The sequence below is a fragment of the Arthrobacter sp. NPDC058127 genome (assembly GCF_042884555.1).
GTDB lineage: Bacteria > Actinomycetota > Actinomycetes > Actinomycetales > Micrococcaceae > Arthrobacter.
Window position 1 is genome coordinate 29,722 of sequence record NZ_JBHVTT010000005.1, and the last position, 20,896, is coordinate 50,617.

A 20,896-nucleotide genomic window follows, 5' to 3' on the forward strand; every position below is an offset into this window, starting at 1 on the left:
GCCGGGCATGCGATTCAGCGTGAGCCCGATGGCAGGGGCCTTACACATAGCGGCCAACACCGCCACCGACATCGATCGTGGCTCCTGTTGTATAGCCGCTTAGCGGCGATAGAAGGGTGAGAATGTGGAAGGCAACTTCTTCGGCTGTGCCGAAGCGGCCCAACTTCACCCCCCGGTCTTTCGTGATCTCGGCGCCCCAGTCCGTGAAGTCCAGCCCGCTGCCCGAGTGCTCGAATCGCCGGCGCCACTGGCCGGTATCGATCAATCCGAGCAGCACCGAGTTGACCCGGGTACCGTCCGCGGCGAGGTCTTCAGACAGTGAGTGGCTCAGGTTCAACAACCCGGCACGCGCGGCAGACGTGGCGGCCAGGCGCAGTTCAGGCTGGCGGGACAAGATGGCATTGACGTTGACCACTGAGCCCTGCTGTGACGCCGCCAGGGCAGCCCGCGCCGAGCGCACCATGTTCAACACTCCGAAGATCTTGAGGTCGAATTCTTCGCGGAACTGTCCGTCAGTCGTCTCATCCAACGTGGCCATAAGGGAGCGGCCGGCATTGCACACCAGCCCGTCAACAGCCCCGAAGTTCTCCAACGTCCCGGCAACAAACGCGTCGGTGGCTTTGCGGTCGGTGACGTCGCAGCTAGCCAGGTAGATGGAGTTCCTATCAGTCCAGACACACTGATCGAAAGCTGCCGCGAGGCGCCCGGCATCACGGGCGCAAGCAGCTACTTTGGCGCCTTCTGCGAGCAGGTAACGGGCGGTAGCCAGGCCGACCCCTGAGCTCGCTCCTGTCACAATGACGGTGCGGTCCATTAATTGCAGATCCATCTGTTGGCCTCCTTGATCGTCAGCCGGAGCCCGGCATCGTTGGGTAGTTTTGGGAATGAGGGATCTTTGAGCCGGTGATTGCCGTCTTAATGCCCCATGACGAAGCCGCCGTCCACCACGATGTTCTGACCGGTGATGAACGCAGCAGCGTCAGAGAGCAGAAACTGGACAACCCCGGAGATATCCTCGGGCACCTGGTCCCTTCCGAGTACCCTGTTCTCCTCGTAAAGCCGGTAGCGGGAGGACGGCACGGATTCGGTTGCCTCGACCCTGGTCAGGCCCGGCGAGACAGCATTTACACGGACCCCGGCTGCTCCTGCATCACGGGCCATGGTCCGGGTCATCGCCAAGACGGCACCTTTGGAGCTGACATAGTGGACCAGACGTGGCGAGCCGTACAGTGCGGCGTCGGAAGCAACGTTCACGATGGCCGCTGCCTGCTTTTGGGCCAGCTGCGGATAGAAGTGCTTGCTCACCAGCCATGTACCGAAGGCGTTGACAGTCATGACCCGCTGGAAGAAATCCTCGTCAAGGTCCCAGAAGGTGTCCCCGCCGATCCCGTCAGCAAGGGCTGCGTTGTTGACAAGACCATCTGCCCCGCCCATTTCCCGGACGTCATGGGCTAAGGCGGCAACGGAGGCCTTGTCGGCAATATCGGTAATGATTGCCGTGGCGTCGAAGCCGCGTTCCCGCAGCGTGTCTGCTGCATGTTCTGCGATCTTGGCGTTTTTCTCAGCGATGACAATGCGGTCACCTCCGGCTGCCAGCCGTTCAGCGATACTGAATCCAAGACCACGTCCAGAACCGGTGACTACGATCAGCCGTGTCATGAAAGCCTCTTCCAAAACTCTAGAATCGATGACGCCATCTCTGCCGGCTTCTCCTGCACTGCGGCATGGCCGGCACGGGCAATGATCCTGAAAGAAGCGTCTGCTATGGATTCGGCGAGAATCCGGGATTCAGCCACCCCGGTGACTACATCGTCTTCACCGACCAGGACCAGTGACGGTACCTGCAGAGACGACAGCACATTCGATGTGTCGGTGGCCGCCATCATCGTCGCTGCGGCCGTGTAACCGGGAAGCCGGACCGCGGCCATCTCGGACCTGACCGCCGCGGCCGTGACAGCATCCGCTGCTGGCGAGAGCAGCCGGGAAGCCCGTCGGCCGGCGAAGGCTTCGGGCCCGATTTCGGCCAGTTCCGGGATGCGCGCCAGCATCCTGTCCGCCGAATCGCCGGGAACAGCCGAACCCCTGGTGCTGTCTGCTAGAACCAGAGAGCGGACAGCATCCGGTGCTTGCGCTGCCGCTTTGGTGGCGATAACTCCTCCCCACGAGGTCCCGATCAGGTGCGCGGGTCCAAGGTCCAGGGAAGCCAATATCTGCAGGACGAGCCCGGAGTGGTCCACCGGGCCCAGCGGATCCGCAGATTCCCCGTAGCCGGGTGCATCCCAGCAGAACGTGCGGTAGCCGGATTCACTGAGTAGTTGCGCCAGCGCCCCGCAGGAGGAGGCATTTCCCCCGATGCCATGCAACAGGAAGACAGGGGCTCCTTCGCCGCGGACCACCAGCGATACGCCGTGGAGTGAAATACGGTTGTCCAGGTTTCCGGAGGCGGTGGCAACCTCAGTGGGCCGATGCATGGCTTGCCGCATCTGCCGAGGGAACGGTGAAGTAATCGGCGCTACCCGGAACAACCAGCGAGCGGTAGCCGTCATCGGGGATTCCGGCCATAGCGGTGCGGACATTAACGGTGGGCGGCCCGGCAGTTCCCCACTGGTCCGACAGCTCGGGAGTCCGCTTCCACGTGCGGCACAGCCAGCTGTCTTCATCAACCTGCGCCACTTCAGAGGTGTACTCACAAACAAGGCCTGAAGGGTCAGTGAAGTAGGAGAAGGTGTTATCCCCGGGACCGTGGCGGCCCGGACCCCACTGGGGGGAAATGCCGTGGGTTTTGAGAGACCCGATGCCGCGCATGAAATGGTCGATGCTTTGCATTTCGTATGCCACGTGGTTGACCGCTGTCCAGGGGGCTTGATTGAAGGCGATGACATGGTGCTCTGAATTGCACCGCAGAAATGACATCTGATGCTCGGACCAGTCCGAGACCCGCATCCCCAGAACTTGGGTGTAGAAGGCTGTAGCCCGGTCAATGTCGATAGTGTTCAGCACGACGTGGGCGATCTTGCGCGGGATCGCCCGCCGCCCCGCAGGCTCTTGGTTGAGGACGGCATGAACATCGGCGGAAAGTTCAACTAGTCTTCCCTCTGGGTCAACCAGCTGCAGGCCGTAACCGCCTGCAGCGTCGTCCAATGGTCCTGGCTCGCGGAAGAGGGGAATACCCAGGGCGGTCAGCTTAACTGCGGCCTGGTCCACCTCCTGGGGCGTAGCGAGGGCGAAGGCCACGCCGCCGAGGGCGTTCTGCTGGCCCTTTTCCAGCTTCAGAATGTGGTGCTCCGAGCCGGTTCCGCGGAGCCAGAAGCGGTCACTATCCTCTTCAACGGTGGAAAGGCCCCAGACCTCGTGATAGAAATCCTTGGCACGCGCCGTTTCCGGTACCTTCAAGGACACTGACCGAAGAGACCGCAACTTACAGACAGGCTCTGCTGCAAAGAAATTCATGGGGCTACCTTCTTACTTTTCGAGGGTTTAGAGATCAAGAACCAGTTCGGCCGAACGGCAACGCGAGACGCAGACGAACATGGACTTGTTTGCGGCCTGCTCAGCCTGGCTGAGCAGAAAATCACGGTGTTCCACGTCGCCGCTGATGACACGGGTTTCGCACGTACCGCAGATTCCCTCCGCACAAGAGCTGGGAACATCAACACCGGCGTTGTTGAGAGCATCAAGGACAGATACACCAGGCCCCACCGGGATGCGTTGGCCGGTGCTGTTGCACACCACGTCAAACGCCGCTTCGTTTTCCTCCGCGACGACAACCTTCTCCGGCGCCTTGAACCGCTCGATCCGAAGCTGGGCTTCGTCCTGCATGGCCCCGGCAACAGCCTTCAACAGTGGCTCCGGACCGCAGGCGTAAACCAGCGCATCGGGGCACAGGGTACCGACAGCCGCCGCCAGGTCAGGGTATCTGCCGTTGGCCTGGTCATCGGCGTGGATGGTAATCCGGTCCTGGGGGAGGGCCACGATCTCAGGCAGAAAGGCCATGGTGGCGCGGGACCGGCCGGTGTAGAGCAGCGACCAGTCCGCCCCTGCCGCCTGAAGTTCCCGCGCCATCGAGATGATCGGGGTGATGCCGATCCCGCCAGCGACCAGTACGTAGCGTCCGGCATCTTCCAGCGCGAAGTTATTGCGCGGGCCGACAATCTTGAGGAGCGACCCTACCGGCAGGCCCTCATGGACCAGCTGGCTGCCGCCGCGTGAATCAGGCGTCCGCAGGACGGCCACGGTCCAGCTGTTCGAATCCATTGGATCCGAACACAGCGAGTACTCGCGTATGAGTCCGTTGGGCAGATGAAGACTCAGGTGCGAACCTGGCTGCCATTGGGGCAATTCCGCCCCGGACGGATCAGCGAACGTCACACTGGTGACCCCGTCCGCTTCCCAGGTCTTCTGCTGAACCCTCAGGGTCCGTGCGGCGGGCTCCCCGGCTACTGCACGGTGGCTGTCGGCAACCGGCTGGCGTGATTCTTCCGGACCCCGTGTGTTCAAAGTGGCGGTAGTCATCGTTCACTCCCGCCCCGGTGCGCTATGGCTTCAATTTCCACCGTCGCACCGTATGGCAGAGCAGAAACCTCCACGAAGGTCCGGGCCGGCCGGGGCTCGCTGAAGAGCTGTTCGTAGTGGCTGTTTGCTTCTTCGCGCAAGGTCAGGTCCGTGACGAAGTAGGTGGTTTTGACGATGTCCTGCAGGGACATGCCGATCGTTCCCAGCCGCTCCGAGAGCCTGGTTGCAGCGGCCTCAATGGCTTCGAGCCGGCCACTGACGGGCGTGTAGTTTTCATCAACGGACAACGCCCCGGACACAAAGCCGAAACCTCCGGCCTGGTATGCCGGACTGTAGGGGTGAGCGCTCACTGGCTTGCCTTTCATCAGGGATGGATTGGAAATGCTGCGGATTTCATATGCCGGCCCAGGGCAACGGTGCGCCGGAAAGATCCACGTAAATGCTCTTTTGGCGCATGTAGGAGCGGATACCGTCCCTGCCCTTTTCGGTTCCCAGACCGCTTTCCTTGATCCCGCTGAACGGGGTAGCGATGCTGAACTGCTTGTACGTGTTGATCCACACAGTGCCGGCAGCAACGGCGCGCGCGATGCGCCAAGCCCGCCGGTAGTCTCCCGTCCAGATACCGCAAGCCAGACCAAACACGCTGTCATTGGCCTGGGCGAGCAGATCATCTTCATCATCAAAGGGAAGGACGACTGCCACGGGACCGAAGATCTCCTCCTGGCAGATCAGGTCGGAGTTGGTCACACCGGCGATGATGGTGGGCAGGTAATACGCGCCCTGCTGTAGTTCCGGCTCAACCGGCCGCGCTCCACCGCACAGGATCTGTGCTCCGGCTGCCCGTGCGTCCTCGACCATCTTTTCAACGGAATCCCGGTGGGCGTGGGCAACCAGAGGTGCAAGCTGCGTGTCCGGATTCGTTCCTGGACCCACCCGCAGGCCTTTGGCTCCTTCGACCAGGCGTGCCAGGACCGTGTCGTAGATGGGCCGCTGGATAAATACCCGCGAGCCAGCAATGCAGCTCTGGCCGCTTGAGGAAAAGATTCCGTAGAGCACCCCGGCGACCGCCTGGTTCAGATCCGCGTCCGAAAAAACGATGGTTGGCGATTTTCCGCCCAGTTCCAGCGTGATCGGCATGATCTTCTCGGCTGCGATGCGGCCCAGCTGCCGGCCGGTCGAGGTGCCGCCGGTGAAGGAGACCTTGCCGACATCCCTGTGCCGTGCCAGTGCATCCCCGACGGTCCGTCCCGGGCCCGGAAGTACCGAAAGCAGACCCGAAGGCAATCCTGCCTCGTCACAGATCCTTGCCAGCAGCAGCGACACCCAGGGGGCCCAGACCGGCGGTTTGATCACGACGGCGTTGCCGGCGGCAAGTGCCGGGGCAACCTTTTGCGCGTCGCTGGCGATCGGGGAGTTCCATGGCGTGATGGCGGCGACCACACCGATAGGTTCATGGGTGGAGATGCTCAGGTAGTCACCCCTCGGCGGAGTTAACGCGTCCTCCATGGTCTCAAGGGCTGACGCGGTGAAACGGAAGGTGGCAGCAGCGCTCATTGCCAGCGCGCGTGTCTCTTTGAGGGTTTTACCGGTGTCATGGGTCTGAAGAATTGCGATGCGGTCAGCATTGACTTCGATAGCAGAACCGATCCTGTGCAGAACAGCAGCGCGTTCGTGCGGTAGCTTACGGGCCCAGCCGGACTCTTCAATGGCCGCCAGGCCGGCCGCGACCGCCAGATCAACATCGTCCACGGTGGCACCATGGAGCGTTGCGAAGACCTCGGAGGTTGCGGGATTGATGGACTCAATCAGTGCCCCCGCTCCCCGGGCCCAGACCCCGCCGACATAAATCTCGTCCAGCGTGTCCATGCCCGGTTCAAAGCCGCGGAAGGGGATAAACCCTTTGGAGTCTGTACCGGCTTCAATGATGCCCGCGCTGCTTTGCGTTGTCATCCTTAGGGTCCACCAATCTTTATAGTCACTCAGGTTGCCGCGGGCGTTGTTCGCGGCTGTCCCGCAGTCGCGGAAGCAACCCGAATGTGAACTAGGTCATGCCAAAGATATAACAGCACTAAGATACTTTGTGTCAAGGCAGTGGGGTCTTGATCTTTAAGCGCTAAGGAGATAGAACTAACACAGTGCCATGATCTTCACCACACTTGAGCACCTGCCCGCCCCATGGCGGACGGTCGGGAGAGCAGTGTCGTGCGTGAACGAAGAAACCGTCATGACGTAGCCGGCGACGCTGGCGGCTCGTCCATGGCCTTGGATCGTCGAGCCACCGATGACCGGTGACATGCCCCCGCTTCGAGACTGTATTCGAAGCCCTCACAACCCTAAGGATGTCCAATGGACACGATGAGCGAACCTAAAAAGCAGGAAGAGACCAGACCGAACTGGTGGGTACTTTGTCTCGCATGCGCGGCCATAGTGCTCGATGGATACGACACGGTCGCGTTGGGGCTGTCCATACCGTCGATTGCTAAGGACTGGGGTGTTCAACCCTCGGCCTTCACTTCTGCCCTCGCGCTGACCAGCGCTGGAGTGGCTCTGGGTTACCTGGCGGTAGGGCGCCTCGTGGCCAAACTGGGCACGAGAAACGTCATCTTTTCGGCGGTCGTCGTGTTCACCATTGGTTCGCTGCTGACAGCGTGGTCGGGGTCGATTGCGGCGCTGACGATTCTGCGCTTCGTGACCGGCCTGGGACTCGGTGCCGTGCTGCCGGCCGCTGTCTCCCATGCCACCGCAGCCAATCCCGGTCGTTTGCGTCAATCGATCGCGGTGGCCGTGATGACCGGTATCTCGCTCGGGGCTCTCATCGCAGGACTGGCCGGGAGCGGCATCGTGGGCGCATTCGGATGGAAATGGGTGTTCATTATAGGAGCTATCGCTTCTGCTGTGCTTCTGCCGTTCCTGTGGTTCGGACTGTCCGGTAGCCACCTATCCAGCACGCCCAACGACGCGGCCGAGGCCAAGCACCATGCGTCGGTTGCGCGCCTGTTCGATGCTTCCGTGCGAAGCAGAACGCTTCTCCTGTGGGCTTTTTCGTTCCTCATCTTCGCCGTGTTCTACGTATTCTCGTCGTGGTTGCCGACCCTGCTCACCAGCTACGGCTTCAGTACCGGTCTAGCACCGCTGGGCTCGGCGGCCCTGGGCATAGGAAGCATCATCGGTGCCTGCGTACTAATCCTCGGATCGCGTCGATACAGGATGACGTCGGTCCTGGCTGGAACCTCGGCAACAGCGATCGTCTTCCTCGTCATCTCTGCCTTCCTCGGCCCGGACAAAGCGCTGCTGCTGCTGGTCTTCGGTGGGGTCGGGCTCGGACTTCAGGCCGGCATGATCGGCCAGGCCGCGGTGGCAGTGACGCTGTACCCCCAAGCAACGCTGACCGCCGGCGTCGGCTGGGCGGCTTCACTGGGCCGACTCGGATCGGTTGTCGGCCCGATCTTCGGCGGCGTCCTCATCGGACTCGGCGTGGACACCAGCATCATCGTTCTCTCAGTATGCGTACCTGTGATCATCGCCCTGGTGTTGATGCTGCTTATAGGACGGATCACAGCCACCAATGCGTCGGTTCCGATGCCAGCACAACCGGAGAAATCGCCCCTCACCGCGCCTTAGGCCTAGCACAGACCCTGCCCTGCCCCTTCGACCGAACTGCAGGGGCAGGGCAGGAAGCGGAAGAGGCAATGGCAAAAGCCGGCACAGCTAAACATGTCCTTGTCGATGTTACCCATCCAAATCTCCCAGGGTGATGATGATGAGATCTCGCCCTGCGAGAAGGCGGTCCGGCACCCTACGCACAGACCTTCGCCTACACTGCGGCGGGGACCGGTCCCAGTTCAAACGCTACGCCGCCGGGAACAGCAGCTTACCCACAGGGTCGTGCGGATCGTAGATGCTTCCGCCGACGTTCAGAGTCACTCCCTTGCGGGTGAGCTCGTCGGCGATGTTCCGTGCGTCGGGAAGCGAACAGGCGAGGCAGTCGAGCTTGGTGCCGGTGAACCCGTGGTCGACATAGATCGCATCGGGGTCCACACCGGCGGCCGCTCAGCGGGCGCTCGGGTTCAGGGAGAAGTGCGGGGTGAAACGGGCCCTGCTCCCGGGCGCAATGTCCGAGCGGACGACCCCTGCTGCTTCGAGCCTGAGAAGATGGTCATAGACGGTACTTCTAGGCACCCCGACGTCATGACAGATGTCGGCCACTTTGCTGGCGCCATTCTTGAACAAATAGTCGACTATCAAGGAAGCGGGGGTGGCGGAGCCGGTAGGACCCACCGACAGGAAAGCCTCGTCTGTCCGGTCGTGCGGAACTGTAGACATTTCTGCCTTTCATGCTTCAACTTGTACGAAACGCGAGCTGCACGATGCGTCCGATGCCGTGAGACTGACCACTCCTGAAGCGGTCAGTCCTACGCTTGTTCCGACGGCCTGGCCGCACCCGATTCCTCTGACGCAGCAGATTCATCAAGACTGATGGGAAGATCTTGGTCCCGGTGGACGGGCTCTGCACTGACGATGGCCCCGACAAGGGGTTCTTCCCCTGAAAGCATGATCGGGCGGGGTTCCGTGTGCTGCGCGGATTCGCTTCCTCTTTGTGCGCTGGTGTCGGATTGCCAAAGCGGCGAGAGGAGCGGTCAGCAACACGAGGAGGACTCCGGTCAAGGCGACGGTACCTGCCGCCGTAATCAGCACTGCCATGATCATGAAGTGGATGGCCGCCGATTCAGAGATCGACTGGCTCAATGCCGAGGCCATGTTTAGTCTGCGGTGTGGTTTTCCGGCTCCGAGCCGGTGAGATCAATGATGCGTCCCTTGACCGCGGCCTCGCGCACGGACCAGATCGCTGCGATCGCAGCATCCTCGTCCTCAAAAGCAGTGGAGGTGAGCAGCACGTCTCCGTTACCGGTGACGAGTTGGAACCGCAGACGGGCGTCCGCGTCAACGTGGAGATTGAATTGTGAGGCCATTGCGGTGCTTCCTTAGCTAGCGTCTTTGGTTCTTCCCCCCGGTGCCGTTTCTAGGGCTCCTGGGTGTTTCCGGCTTCGGCGGGTGGGTTGATGATGCCGAAGGTTTCGCCCTGGGTGCCCTGGAGGATGGCCATGCGGCCGAAGGGGCTGTCGGTTGGCGGGACGAGCGTGGCCGCGCCGAGCGCTGCGGCGGCGTCCAGGGTCGCGTCCGGGTCCTGGACTTGGAACCACGTCAGCCAGTAGCCCGGAACGCCGTCCGGGAGGTTGGTGTCGTGCGAGATTCCGCCGACGGTCTGTCCGTCCTTGGGGTGCTCGAAGGTGGAGTAGACAAACTCTGAACCGTCGCCGATGTCCGTGTAGCCGAAGCCGAAGACGCTGGCGTAGAAATCACGTGCAGGCTGGTAGTCCCGGGTGTGAAGTTCGTTCCAGCACACGGCCCCGGGTTCGTTGTAACGGCCGATGCCGTTGTGCCCGGTTGACTGCCAGATGCCGAAGACGGCCCCTGCCGCGTCGAGGGCCACGGTCATGCGTCCTTGGTCCATGACGTCGAACGGGGCCATCATGAGCTGGCCGCCGGCTTCGGTGATCTTCCTCGCGGTGGCATCGGCGTCGTCGACGGCGAGGTACGTGTTCCAGACTGACGGCAGCAGGCCGGCGTTCCCGGGTTTGGGGCCTATCCCGGCCACCGGTAAACCGCCAAGGAAAGCCATGTGGTAGCCGCCCGCTTCCGGGCCGGCGTCCTGGATATCCCAGCCGAACAACCGGGCGTAGAAGTCCGCGGCGGCTTGGACGTCATCCACTTGGGCGTCCACCCAGTTCGGGGTCCCCTCGGGCCATTTTTCGTTGCGAACAGGCATGATGCTCCTCTGAGTATGCAGCGTGGTGCGGCGGCTTTGCTTGGCGTAAACAAAGTGGTGTCCACGTGTTACTTACATTGCGAAAAGGCAGCCGTTTTAGGCGCTACCGATGAATGAGTGCACCGGAGCGCTACTTCGTGACGCCGCGGCCGTCGGGGAATTCTTGGGCCGCTACATCTATCAGAAGTCGTAGTAGAAGGTGTTAGCTGCAATCCCGGGTCCACTCAAGCCATACGTCAGGGTGTGGACGCCCTGGTCCAGGATGGTGACGTTGAGCCTGAACTTCAATTCGCCTGGCTGCACTGAACTTGTGGCGCAACTGATGCCGGAAGGATCCAACGGCTTCGCCGAGCAGCTCCAGCCAGCGGGGGCGGTAACGGAGCCGCTTGAAATGGTGCCGGGCGCGTTGATCGAGAAGTCGGCGGTGGCATTCCCGATTCCTCGAGCCAGGGTGAAGACGGTCTCGAGCGTTGCACTCGTGGGGTCCGCACCCGTGTCCGTCCGGCTCGCGGTAGCGCTGACTTTTGCGCGGGTCGGCGTCGGCGTCGGGGTCGGCGACGGCGCGGGCGTGGGAGTCGCCGTCGGGGTTGAGGTTCGCGACGGCGCGGGCGGGGGTATGGGTGCCGGCGCAGGCGTTCGCGGTGGTACCGGTATCGCAAAGTTGGGTTCAGCGATCACCGGCGGCTCTGGTTGGTCCGGCAGGGCCGGAAGAGGCGGGGGCGCGGGCGCTGCGGAGGCGACGGGAGCGGGGGCCTGTGACGGCGTCGATGTCGGCCGGGCAGGCTGGGTGGTGTGTATCACGGCATCCTGGTGCGCCCTTGCTGTGGGCTGGCCGATCAGGACCTGGACGATGCCGACAGCGCCCACCACCAGTCCCACCGCCAGCGCGGCCAAAATCGACATCAACAAGGGCTTCGAGATGCCGGCCACCCCGGAAGCCGCCGGCGCCGCAGGTAGCTGTCCCGCAATGCCCAGTCCCGAGGCACCGCTTTCCCAGACAGCCAGCGGGACGCCTGTGATCAGGGGCAGGAGCACGGCCCGCATGGTTGACTGCACGTCCCTGAGCTCCAGCAGCACGCCCGTGCACTTGGCGCAGCCGTCAAGGTGATCCCGGACTTTCGCCTCGGCGTGTTTGGACAGGCCTCCGCGAACATAAGATCCAAGCTGGGGGACGACCTTCGTGCAGGCACCTTGCGGATTCTCGCTGACGTGCATCTGCAAATACTGTCTGCGCAACCCTTCCCGCGCCCGCACGCCCAGTGCGGAGACAGCGTTGGGCGAGAGCCCGAGGATCGGGGCGACTGCGGCGGGTTTCATCCGTTCCACGTCCAGGTACCACAGCGCTGATTGCCATCGTTCCGGCAGTGATCGGAAGGCGCGGGCGACGGTGTGGGATTCGAAGGCCTGGATGGCGGGATCGTCCGGTGTCATTTTGTGGTCAAGAACAGCCTCGTCGCCGGTCGGCAGGGCGTGGCGGGCTTTCCGGTTCCTGTGGTGGGCAAGCCGTGTCACCGCGGACAACAAGTACCCACGGAAGAACTGCTCAGGTCCCTTGCCCGCGACCAGGCTCTGCAGGACCGACTGGAATGCTTCGGCGACGACGTCGTCGGCGTCGCTGAGGTTGTCGACGTTTTTGCGGGCCACGGTCGAAGCGATGGAGACGTGGCGGGCGTAGAGCCCGTCATAGGCATCCAGGTTTCCACCGCGGACCATGGTTATCAGTTGACCGTCGCTGACAGCGTCAGCCTTTGACGATGTAGTACTAGGCGCCATTGCCAGCTTCCCTACGAACATAAAAATCCCCGACCATACCTACACAGTGTCTGGACCTGTAAGTCATGACGCAGCTTTGGAATCTTTCTCCATGAAGCACGGGATGCCGACTCCCTGGACCCGGGTGACATTCGCGGACCTGCATGAGAGCGGTACAGCGGCCGAGTCTTCACCGGCGTTCACGATGTCGAGGTCCCTGCGCATATCTCAAGACCTGGGGACCTGTCCGCGGTCTTCTGGTTCATACGGTTTCAGTCAGCGGGGTTGAGCCGGGGGAGTCCGTGCTGTTTTCAGCGGATACGACGGCGGTCTTCCGCTCTGAATTCGAGTCGTGACGTTTGCGTCGCTGCACTACGAAGTACAGTGCGGTCACGAGTGCCAGGAACGGCAAGCCAAAGATCAGCGTCATGCTGAAGGCTTCGGTGGCCAGGGTGCTGGCAAGGATCGCTAGCATGAGCACGGCGCCCAGGATGGTGCCCACGGGGTAGAACTTCGTCTTGAAGGTCAGTTCTGTTCCGGAGCGTTTCATGCTGCGTCGGAAGAACCAATGGGTCACGAAAATCATGAACCAGGTGAACATCGCCCCGAACATCGAAATGGCCATCATGAACGTGAATGCCGTTTCGGGGAACATGGCGTAGACCACGGTCGCGATTGCAATTCCGGCGGTGGAGAGGATCAGTGCGTTCACGGGTGAACCGTTTGCGCGCAGCTTCCCCAAGAGGGCGGGAGCGTCACCGCTGCGCGAGAGGCTGAAGATCATGCGTGTGGAGATATACAGTTGGCTGTTCATGGCCGAGAGGGCCGCGATGATCACCACTACGGTCAGTAGGCTGTCCGCGAAGGGAATGCCGAGGCTTTGCATCACGGTGACGAACGGGCTTCCGCCGGTGAGGATCTGACCCATTGGGGCGATGGCCATGATGAGGGCCAAGGTGACGATGTAGAACAAGAGCAACCGCACGATGGTGGTGCGGAAGGCTTTCTTGACCGCCGTGGCAGGATCGCGGGCCTCGCCTGCTGCCACGGCGATCATTTCGATGCTGAGGTAGCTGAAGATCGACACAATCACCGCAAACCAGGTGCCGGACAAACCGTGGGGAAAGAAGCCGCCGTCGGCAGCGTAGTTCTGGAAACCTGTGCCCTCTTTGCGGGTGCCGAATACGATGTAAACAGCCAGCACGATGAAGGCGACGATCGCGAAGACCTTGATGCTTGAGAACCAATATTCGAGTGTCCCGAATGCCTTGACGTTCATGGCATTGACGGCGATCAGCACAGCCGAAAACAGGATGACCCACATCAGCGCCGGAATATCCGGGAACCAAAGCTTCATGTATTCGCCGATGGCCGTGACCTCCGTTCCCACGGCAAGGACGATGCAGGACCAATACATGTATTTGACGAGGAAGCCGGCCAAGGGGCTGACGTAATGTTCGGCATAGGCTCCGAATGATCCGGAGGTGGCGTGGGCAACGGTCATCTCGGACAGGCTCCCCATGAGCAACAGCGCGACCAAACCGCCGATTGCGTAGCTGATGATCACACTGGGGCCAGCCAGGCCGATGGCAAACTTGCTCCCCAGGAACAACCCCGTACCGATGGCTCCACCAAGGGCGATCATGGTCATTTGGCGCGAAGTGAGCTGCCGTTTGAGGCCACCCTCGCGTTGTTGGATCTTATCGAAACTGTCCATCTCGACCTCCTCGTCGATTCTATAAATCGCTTCAAGATAGAATCCAACTAAAGCCAGAAGCAAGGATTCTGAAGAATCACAAAAAAACAGAGGTGATTTCGTGGTGGATTCATCCGCCCCCCGCCCGCAGGGGCGGCTTTCGAATCGGGTTCGGCTGGACGATACAGACCGGTTGATCCTCAAAGAGCTGATGTCCGATGCCAGGATTCCCAACAATGTGTTGGCCTCCAAAGCAGGCATTGCGCCTTCCACATGTCTGGGTCGGGTCCGTGCACTGCGCGAGGCCGGGATCATCCGGGGATTCCATGCGTCCGTGGACCTCGAGGCCTTGGGTTTGATCGTCTTCGCGCTCATCTCCGTGCGCGTGAACTCGCAGGCGCGAAACAAAATGCTGGCTATCGCGCAACGGCTGCGGGCCCTGCCAAACGTTCAGAGTGTTTTCCTGTTGGCGGGCGACCAGGACTTCTTCGTGCACGTCGCCTGCGGGACGCCAAAGGAACTTCGGGATTTCATTGCCGCGCATCTGGCATCGGATCCCGCCATTGCGAACACCCAGACGAACCTGGTCTTCGACCACCTGACGCCTGGGGACTGAGTCCGGCCAGATTGCGGCCCTCGGGGGGTGCCTGTGCCGTTCGCGGGCTGCCGCCTTCAGCTCGGGGTGTTGTGGAGCACAGGCGTGCTTTTGTTCGTCCGTTCCACCGGATCACCGGTCGCGTCGACGGTTCCAGGCACGGGAGGCCAGGTAGAAGGCCAGCAGCCCGCCGATGAAGTAGACAATCCAGAACGGGAATCCAATGGTGGTTTGGCGTCCCGCGAGGGTTTCCTGTTCCGGGGCGTCTTTGGGGATGTCCGCGATCCGGGAGGCGTGGACAAGGAGCCTGTGTGAGTTCACTCCAATGGGCGTGCAGGTGATCAGGGTGATTTGATCCTCGCCCGCGGTGATTTTCAGGGAGGAGACCTCATCCGGTTTGACCACTTCGATCTTGCTCACTTTGTAGAGGAACGTGTGGTCCATGACTTCGGTGGAGAAGATGTCACCCGTTTTGGCGCTATGGAGGGGGTTGAAGAGTTCCGCATTCGGAATCCCGGAGTGTGATGTCAGGACGCTGTGCGTTCCGGGTCCGCCTACGGGAAGGGAGGATCCGTAGAGGTGGCCGACTCCTTTGGCCAGGACGTCGTCGCTGGTTCCGTGGAAGATCGGCAGATCAATGTTCAGGGACGGGTAGCGGAGTCTTCCGATCACCTCGTCGTTGCCCACGTTCAACTGGCTCTGATAGTCCCCAAGCTGACTGCCCGAGGTCGTCGTGGTCGTCGTGGGAGCTTGGGCGGAGTACGGGTCCCGCAGTTGTCCGTCGGGGATGCGGGAGTTGTAGGCGCGTGCCCGGTCGAGTACTTTCGTCCGGGCCGAGGGTTCAAGTTGGTTGACTTCCTGCGCGTAGCCGGAAAGTTGGCTGTTATGGGATATCGAGCTGAACCAGTCCGCTGCCTGGGGGTAGAGGACCAGGCCCAGACCGAGGGCGGCGATGACCATCATCGTCACAAATTTGCGGTCGGCAAGCCCTGACTGGATGCGGTTGTGTCCGGCCGCCTTTCTGCCGGTTCTGCGGCGCCGAAAGGGGCCTTCAGGGTCCGGTTCGGAACCCTCCATGAATTCTTCGAGGGTTTGAGTCATTGGAGCCTCTTGCTTTGATGGACGGGAGCGGTATGGGGCATCCACCAGATTGGTGGATGCCCCATACCCTGCATCACGGGGTGCAGGTTACCGAGGGATGGATTACTTTGCCTCGTTGCGCTTCCGGCGGCCGGTGACCAGGAACAGGCCGGCGCCTGCCAGCACGAGGATCCCGCCCGCGGTCAGGGCCCAGGTTCCCACGCCACCGGTGAGCGGCAGCTGGAATCCTGCGTTGTGCAGGACGTTGTTGATCGTCACGGTGACGACCGTCGGGTCCGAGCTGGTGACCGTGGTCTGGACCGGCTGGGCGAGCAGTTCGTAGCCGGCCGGGGCCTTGGTCTCCACCAGCCAGTACGCCTGGTAGCCGGGCTGGCCCGGGCTCACCGCGACCCCGTTGGCCCAGTTGGAGTAGCGCAGTCCGGAGATCACCAGGTTGCCGCTGGCATCGGTGGTCCAGGAACTGGCCCCTCCGACGCTGATCGCATTGGTGCCCGCCAGGGCATCAGCCTGGGTCGGGTAGACCGAGAACGTGGCGCCTGCCAGGGCTGCGGAGGTCTTGGAGTCCTGCTTGTGCAGGACGATGTCGCCCCACTTGGTAACCACCGGTGGAGTGACGACCGGGCCGCCGGGCTGTCCCGGGGTGATGTTGAAGCTGGCCGCGTTCGGGTAGACGTTGGCCGTGTTCGAGATTTGGCCGACCGCGTTCACTGTGGTGTTCACGGTCACGACGACCTTGGCCGTGGGGTTGGCGGCCAGGATGGCGCGGCCGCTGGCGGTGAAATCGACGGTGAGGGTGTTCGTGGCCGTGTTGAATGCGATGGTGTAATCCGTGTTCAACGTGAGCGTGGCGCCGTTGGAGAGCGCTACGGTCGAGTTCGTGTACGTCAGCTTCGGATCGAGCTGGTCGGTGATCCGGTAGCCGTCAATCGGGTTGACATTGGGAATGTCGCCCGTGATGGTCCACTGCACGTTGTCGCCGAGCTTGATGGCCGGGGCGTCCGCGACAGTCTTCGTGGCCCCGGTCACGGCGTTCTTGGGGTAGACGTTGACGTTGTACATCCAGTTGTTCTCATTCACCGGGTCCGTCATCGGAAGGGTCACCAGGAACGGCGCGGAAGGAGTGACACCGGCCGGGTAGCCGGTCTCTGTCACCAGGTACAGGCCCAGGGGAAGGTTCCCCAGGGTCCCTGTTCCGCTCGCGTCGGTTGTGACGGTCGAGCCCGGGGTTGCTGCCTGCGCCGCGGCCTGGGCCGGGGTCAGGGCTGCCGCGGCGGTCCAGCCCGCGTTGGTCGTCAGGTCAATGTTGTTGACCTTCTGAACCGTGAACGTCACCCCGGCCATCGGGGTCAGGCCCGACAGCTGGGCAGGGGTCAGGGCCGTTCCGTTGTTGGGCAGGTTGGTCGGCGTGGCCGGCGTCTGGTACTTGTGGATGGTCAGCGTAGCCGTCTGGGACGGATCGATGTTCGCAATGTTCGCCGCGTAGGCGCCCCCGGCCCCGAGGGCCAGCATTGCTGCTGAGGCAATTGCGGCCAGCGAAGCTAGTACGCCCCGCCTCACCTTCGATGATTTCATCGTGTTCCTTTCTTGTTGTCCCCAGTGAGATGCACGGAGCTGAGCTCGGCAATCCGGGTTTGTGGGGTCTTGTCCGCTCGCCTGATGACGATGAGGGCGAGGGAAGTCATGAGGAGGAGGATCCCGGCAAGGACGCCTCCGTAAAGGCCGGCATTGCCTGGTCCGCCGGCGGCTGGAAGCTTGACGGCCGCCACGTCCGTGACGGTAATGGTCGAACCGTTTACCGTCGCGGACGTGCCTGCGGTGGCCGCGTCCAAAGTGATGCTGCCGTTGGCCGCGACGGTGAATTTCACGGGTGTTGCCAGGAGTGAGTAGCCGTTCGGGGCCTTGGTTTCCAGCAGCCAGTATGTTCCCGGGGTCAGGTTCCTGACCTCGATGAGTCCGGGTGACCCGGATACGGCACTGCTTACCCCGACCACGGTGGTGCCCATTTGCCCGGCTGCATCATTGTGGATTTCAAAGGTCGAACCGGTCAGGGGGACGGTGGAACCCTGGGTCGGACCTGGGCCCGTCTTTTGAACGAACAGGTGGCCGGTGGTGGGGTTCGTCGTGAAGCATGCCGGATCAAGCGGGGCTGCGCTGCCTGTGGCACATCGGACCGGCGGGATGAGCCCGTTGCCGGTTGCCCCGTTCTTCAGGGTGACGAGCCACGCATTGGAGTTGACCGTCACCGAGTAGGTCAAAACAGCTGTTCCGTTGCCGGGCAGGGTAAAGGAGGGAGTGACCAGCTTGCTGTCTGCGCCTGGATCCGGCACAGCGACGGGTGTGCCGCCGTTGATGGTCAGCTTCGCTGAACCTGCTGTGAACGTCGCGTTGTTCAGGACCTGGCTCAGGTCATCGGTGAGGATGACACCGGTGATGGGGTTGGCGGTGGAGTTGGTGGCGGTCACCGTGTAGGTGATCACCTTGCTCGCAGCCGGGTCGCCCGGGTTGATGGACGTTCCCGAGGGCGGTGAAGCGGTCTTGCCCAGCGTCCATACCCCCACCGGGTTGACCGTGCAGGTGGTGCTGCCGGCCGGGCAGGTCGTTGGCGGAGTGATGGTGGTCGAGGGTGTCAGGTAGTTCTCAAGCGCGGCATCGCCCAGGTTGCCGGCGTTGTTGACTTTCACCTGATAGGTCACGGTGCTTTTCGCCCCGGCGGCCACCGTGCCGGTGATCCCCAGGGTTTTTGGGGTTGCCCCCGAGTTGTTCGTGACAACCAGGGCAGTCCCGCTCGTGGTGGTCGTGGTGATGGAACCGGCCACGAAGGTCGAGGCGTCCAGGACGTCCCCAAGCCAGTCGGTGTAACTGACAGCGGCCGGGGCGGTACCGGTTGTGTTGTCGAAATTCAGCGTGTAGGTGAGGACCTGTCCGGGTTGGACCATGGTCCCGGCCGCTGGACTCACGTTCTTGGAGGCCACCAGGTTGGGTAGCAGAGCCGTGTTGACGAAGCGACAGGTAACCTCGGTGGAGACGGTGCCCGAGGAAACCGGAATGCTAGTGCTGTTGACGTTGAACGAGGTCCCGGTGCCGCTCAGAAATGGTGCGGCGGTGAGGTCCGGGGTGTTCCAGCATTTCCAGGTAGTCGTGTACCCGCCGCTGGCCGTGGTCTGGGATTCGGAGAACGTGTAATACACCCCGCTCACCTGAGCCAGGACGGCTGCCGGGCCGACCTGGCGGCTCTGAAGGCCGGACGCGCTGCCGGAGGTGGTAGTGCTTCCCAGGACCGCACCGTTGCCCGCGGTGTCGCCGCGTTTGATGGACAGGTTGAACTGGTCGCTGGTGTTGACCCGGCCGCCGACGATTTCCTTCTGCAGTTTCACGTGGGGCGGCGCGGGCTGGCAGGAGGCCAGGTCGGTGCCGTAGCCGTAGGCGAGTGCTGTCCTGGTCCCCAAAGGCTGGAAGGTGTTGGGGTCATAGACAGTGACGTTGGTACTCGTCCCGCCATTGTTCGACTCAATAATGAGCGAGCCGTTGGAATCGAAAGCGATGCCGTTGTAACCGGGATCGTTGGTTGAATTGCCGATCAGGATGCTTCCAGTGGCGTTGGCCAGGGTCGCGCCGGGCGTGGCATCCACCCCGGTGATGGTGAAGATTTGGACGCTTCCGGGGTACGCGGTCTGCGCGTTGTCGACCTGGGAAAGGATCGCGTAGAGATTTCCCTGGCTGTCAAAGGCAAAGTCGCCGTTGCGGTTGGCGGGTACCGGGTCCCAGGACTGCGTAACTGTGTTGAAGTTGTAGCCCAGGTACGCGGAGGAGGAAACCTGCAGACCGTTGACCACCAAGGCCACCGCCCCGGTGGCAGGATCGTAGCGCCAGACGTACAGATTGACGGTCCAGCTCGGCGGGTTGCTTCCGGCCACCGGGATGTCCGCGTAGCCGCCGAAGTAGTACGCGCCGTCGAGCGGGTTGACCGCACCGGCCACCACGCTGTCATTTATCACCGAGGTATCGACGTTCGTTTTGAGAAGGACCGGTGCGGGACTGGCTGCGGTGGGATCGTAGGAGTAGATGTTGACCGACGAAGGGCCGGTGGGGCCGTTGGTGAACTTGTCGATGTAATACAGGATTCCCGTCTGGCTGCTGACGGCCAGCCCATTCGCATTGTTGCGGACGGTATTGGTGTTTGCCATCTGGTAGTCGAGCACCGGGTTGTTGCTGGAGTCCACGTGCGAACGGTAGATCCCGCCGGAACTATTGATTGCGTAGAAGACGCCGGGGGTGCAGACCTGGGAAACGGTCAACGCAGCGGGCAATGCCATGCCGGTATTCGCCGCGACGCTCTGCCCGGCCGCACCCTGCGGGGACCCGGCTGCGTTCGCGGTCGCCGGCATCGCTACGAGCTGCAGCAGAAGCACCAGGACAACGCCAAGTCCCAGGACCAGCCTTGACCGGGTGCGGAGCGCCTTCGGGGGCAGCACGGCGGAGGTCTGCTTGAAGACCTGCGGGAAATTCCAGGCAGTCATCAGGAACCGCACCTGATTCCATGCCCTGCTGTGGTGAATTTATTCAAAATCACCCGACACCTCACTCACTGGAAACCATCCGGGGCCTGCGCCCGGAACTTTGCGTCTGCCGGGTATGTGCATGCACCCGGAGGAACGTGACGCGGGTTCTGGTAGGAAACTCCCAACTCTTTCCCAGGGGCATCTGAGATCCGCCCTGTGTCGTCCGCAAAACGGCACGACCGGCTATTCAGGCAAGGAAATGGGTGTGATGGCGTCGTGTTCATCCCAGAGTCTCGCCCCGGAAGCCGTCACTGCCTGGACGGCCATGGCGCTGATGAGCTCTCCTGCATGGCGTTGGTCGTTTTCGGTGACGACATACGTGAAGACCAACTCGGTTTCCCCTCCGGCCGGCATCTGCCCGAGGCTCAAGACGGACGGGCCGGTCGTGTAGCGCAGTTCTTCCATTCCTGCGTTGGTGAACGATCGCAGGACAAGGGTGACATCGGTGAGCTCTTCCCCTGAGTCGTTGATGATCCACGCGGAATAGGCCAAGGTATCGTGAGGAGCCGCGCTGGCCTTGTCGGCGTAGTGAACCAGCCGCACCCCGGGACTGTGCACCGGGCACACCAAGAAGTCCCCGGGAGTGGTGGCATCCGATGGATGCGACGCGCGTCTGGATTTGTGGGTTCGCCGTTCACTCTGCATCTCCGGACCACCTTGTGGATGCAGCATCAGGACCTCCTCGCGAAAAGCGTGTACAACCACTTGTTTCTCGGCGGTTCCGCCCGGCGGCGTCCTCGTACGGGTACTTGATCGACGGCGTCGTTCGTGGAAGGCATCATCGGTTCGGGCACAGTGTCTATTGACGCCGTGAATCGCCGCGTGCCGGTCGCGGTGTCCTGACCACCGGTCGT

Annotated in this window: 18 protein-coding genes and 1 pseudogene; 2 read left to right on the forward strand and 17 right to left on the reverse strand. The window is 62.2% G+C overall.

Features of this window, described 5'->3' with window-relative positions; genetic code table 11:
* Nucleotides 1-40 precede the first annotated feature (40 nt).
* The 7 genes from ACFVTG_RS09320 to ACFVTG_RS09350 form a co-directional block, all read right to left on the reverse strand.
* A complete protein-coding gene (locus ACFVTG_RS09320; protein ID WP_390279793.1) occupies nt 41-829 on the reverse strand; it encodes an SDR family oxidoreductase in 789 nt (262 codons plus the stop codon).
* An 86-nt stretch (nt 830-915) separates the two neighbouring features.
* Nucleotides 916-1,659, reverse strand: coding sequence for an SDR family oxidoreductase (locus tag ACFVTG_RS09325; RefSeq protein WP_390279796.1), 744 nt, complete (start codon nt 1,657-1,659; stop codon nt 916-918).
* Nucleotides 1,656-2,471, reverse strand: a complete 816-nt coding sequence (locus ACFVTG_RS09330) for an alpha/beta fold hydrolase (RefSeq protein WP_390279798.1) — start codon at nt 2,469-2,471, stop codon at nt 1,656-1,658. Before ACFVTG_RS09330 ends, ACFVTG_RS09325 begins: the two co-directional genes overlap by 4 nt.
* The gene (locus ACFVTG_RS09335; RefSeq protein ID WP_390279800.1) at nt 2,455-3,450 is read right to left on the reverse strand and encodes a VOC family protein; all 996 of its coding nucleotides are present in this window, start codon (nt 3,448-3,450) and stop codon (nt 2,455-2,457) included. Before ACFVTG_RS09335 ends, ACFVTG_RS09330 begins: the two co-directional genes overlap by 17 nt.
* Before the next feature lie 27 nt (nt 3,451-3,477).
* Nucleotides 3,478-4,512 (reverse strand): PDR/VanB family oxidoreductase, encoded by a 1,035-nt coding sequence (locus ACFVTG_RS09340; RefSeq protein WP_390279802.1) that lies wholly within the window; start codon nt 4,510-4,512, stop codon nt 3,478-3,480.
* A complete protein-coding gene (locus ACFVTG_RS09345) occupies nt 4,509-4,862 on the reverse strand; it encodes a RidA family protein (RefSeq protein ID WP_390279804.1) in 354 nt (117 codons plus the stop codon). Before ACFVTG_RS09345 ends, ACFVTG_RS09340 begins: the two co-directional genes overlap by 4 nt.
* 43 nt (nt 4,863-4,905) lie before the next feature.
* Entirely contained in the window at nt 4,906-6,462 is a 1,557-nt protein-coding gene (locus tag ACFVTG_RS09350; protein ID WP_390279806.1) for an aldehyde dehydrogenase, read from the reverse strand.
* A gap of 396 nt (nt 6,463-6,858) precedes the next feature.
* Here ACFVTG_RS09350 and ACFVTG_RS09355 point away from each other — a divergent pair, with 396 nt between their 5' ends.
* Nucleotides 6,859-8,133: an MFS transporter gene (locus ACFVTG_RS09355; RefSeq protein WP_390279808.1), complete on the forward strand. Its 1,275-nt coding sequence runs from the start codon at nt 6,859-6,861 to the stop codon at nt 8,131-8,133.
* 240 nt (nt 8,134-8,373) lie between these two features.
* Here ACFVTG_RS09355 and ACFVTG_RS09360 read toward each other — a convergent pair.
* The 6 genes and pseudogenes from ACFVTG_RS09360 to ACFVTG_RS09385 all read right to left on the reverse strand — a co-directional run.
* A pseudogene (locus ACFVTG_RS09360) lies at nt 8,374-8,559 on the reverse strand (recombinase family protein); the annotation flags it as partial.
* A 3-nt stretch (nt 8,560-8,562) separates the two neighbouring features.
* Nucleotides 8,563-8,835 carry a helix-turn-helix domain-containing protein gene (locus tag ACFVTG_RS09365; protein ID WP_390279810.1) on the reverse strand — a complete coding sequence of 91 codons (273 nt, stop codon included), beginning with the start codon at nt 8,833-8,835 and terminating at the stop codon, nt 8,563-8,565.
* 437 nt (nt 8,836-9,272) lie between these two features.
* Nucleotides 9,273-9,482 (reverse strand): YegP family protein, encoded by a 210-nt coding sequence (locus tag ACFVTG_RS09370; protein ID WP_390279812.1) that lies wholly within the window; start codon nt 9,480-9,482, stop codon nt 9,273-9,275.
* Between the two features lie 50 nt (nt 9,483-9,532).
* On the reverse strand, nt 9,533-10,339 hold the full coding sequence (locus tag ACFVTG_RS09375; protein ID WP_390279814.1) for a VOC family protein: 807 nt from the start codon (nt 10,337-10,339) through the stop codon (nt 9,533-9,535).
* Between the two features lie 180 nt (nt 10,340-10,519).
* The gene (locus ACFVTG_RS09380) at nt 10,520-12,112 is read right to left on the reverse strand and encodes a zf-HC2 domain-containing protein (RefSeq protein ID WP_390279816.1); all 1,593 of its coding nucleotides are present in this window, start codon (nt 12,110-12,112) and stop codon (nt 10,520-10,522) included.
* Between the two features lie 241 nt (nt 12,113-12,353).
* Nucleotides 12,354-13,808 carry an amino acid permease gene (locus ACFVTG_RS09385; protein WP_390279818.1) on the reverse strand — a complete coding sequence of 485 codons (1,455 nt, stop codon included), beginning with the start codon at nt 13,806-13,808 and terminating at the stop codon, nt 12,354-12,356.
* A gap of 103 nt (nt 13,809-13,911) precedes the next feature.
* Here ACFVTG_RS09385 and ACFVTG_RS09390 point away from each other — a divergent pair, with 103 nt between their 5' ends.
* Nucleotides 13,912-14,403: an Lrp/AsnC family transcriptional regulator gene (locus tag ACFVTG_RS09390; protein WP_390280213.1), complete on the forward strand. Its 492-nt coding sequence runs from the start codon at nt 13,912-13,914 to the stop codon at nt 14,401-14,403.
* Between the two features lie 111 nt (nt 14,404-14,514).
* On the opposite strand, the gene ACFVTG_RS09395 is transcribed toward ACFVTG_RS09390, so the two are convergent.
* The 4 genes from ACFVTG_RS09395 to ACFVTG_RS09410 form a co-directional block, all read right to left on the reverse strand.
* Complete coding sequence (locus tag ACFVTG_RS09395; protein ID WP_390279820.1) at nt 14,515-15,483, reverse strand: class C sortase; 969 nt, start codon at nt 15,481-15,483, stop codon at nt 14,515-14,517.
* Between the two features lie 102 nt (nt 15,484-15,585).
* The gene (locus ACFVTG_RS09400; RefSeq protein WP_390279822.1) at nt 15,586-17,055 is read right to left on the reverse strand and encodes a SpaH/EbpB family LPXTG-anchored major pilin; all 1,470 of its coding nucleotides are present in this window, start codon (nt 17,053-17,055) and stop codon (nt 15,586-15,588) included.
* Nucleotides 17,052-20,000, reverse strand: a complete 2,949-nt coding sequence (locus tag ACFVTG_RS09405; RefSeq protein ID WP_390279824.1) for a SpaA isopeptide-forming pilin-related protein — start codon at nt 19,998-20,000, stop codon at nt 17,052-17,054. Before ACFVTG_RS09405 ends, ACFVTG_RS09400 begins: the two co-directional genes overlap by 4 nt.
* 225 nt (nt 20,001-20,225) lie before the next feature.
* Nucleotides 20,226-20,714, reverse strand: coding sequence for a hypothetical protein (locus tag ACFVTG_RS09410; RefSeq protein WP_390279826.1), 489 nt, complete (start codon nt 20,712-20,714; stop codon nt 20,226-20,228).
* Nucleotides 20,715-20,896 lie beyond the last annotated feature (182 nt).